The sequence below is a fragment of the Butyricicoccus sp. AF35-5AC genome, assembly GCF_003477715.1.
Classification (GTDB): domain Bacteria; phylum Bacillota; class Clostridia; order Oscillospirales; family Butyricicoccaceae; genus Agathobaculum; species Agathobaculum butyriciproducens.
Map to the genome: position 1 here is coordinate 1 of NZ_QUDX01000044.1, position 845 is coordinate 845.

Genomic DNA, 845 nt, shown 5'->3' on the forward strand with positions numbered 1-845 from the left:
AAAATCATATTTCCATCCCCAAACACCGATGACGGCAGAAAGACCGTCATTTTTCTTTGTCTGTCATACCATTACCCTGATTTTACAGGGTACTCTGTTTACAGGCAGTATGCTGAAAGATAAGATGCTTTTTGAGCAGATGCAAAACAGGCTGATATACTAAAATCCTTACCTACTAAAACTTCTTTATTCAAACTTTACTACTCAATCTTTCTGACAGAAAAGGAGAGAAAAGAGTGAGAAATACACGATCTGAACGAATCTCTGAACTTATAAAAAGAGATAACGTTATAAAGTTACACAGTCTTGACGTTATAACTGCACAGGTATATAATAAGAGTAACGTTAAACAGTTATAACTTTACAAAGTTGAAAGAGGTGGAGAACATGTCTGCGATATTTGCACTGGCCAACCAGAAAGGCGGCGTTGCGAAAACCACAACGACAGGCATTCTGGCGGCTGGTCTGAAAAAGCAGGGCTTCAGTGTGCTGACGATCGACTGCGACCCGCAGGGCAACCTGTCGATGTCGGTAGCTGCCGAGAATCAGGACAGCGCGACCATGTACGAGGTCATGAAGGGAACGGCCTCGGCGCGGGAGGCCATCCAGCACACATCCAGCTGCGATATCATTCCGGCCAATACCATCCTTGCGGGCATTGAGCAGGAGCTGCACAACGTCGGCAAAGAGATGACGCTCCGCGAGAAGCTGCGCGACGAGCAGACCGGCGTTGCGGAAGAATACGATTACATCCTCATCGACTGTCCGCCGTCACTCGGTCTGCTGACCGTGAACGCCCTGACCGCTGCCGACTATCTGCTCATCCCGACCATGGCGGAGACCTT

General features: G+C 48.2%; 1 protein-coding gene. It reads left to right on the forward strand.

Annotated elements, in window-relative coordinates:
- Positions 1–387: 387 nt before the first annotated feature.
- Positions 388–845, forward strand: a 458-nt coding sequence (locus DWZ82_RS14920) for a ParA family protein (protein ID WP_147356960.1), incomplete at its 3' end; no start/stop codon positions are given.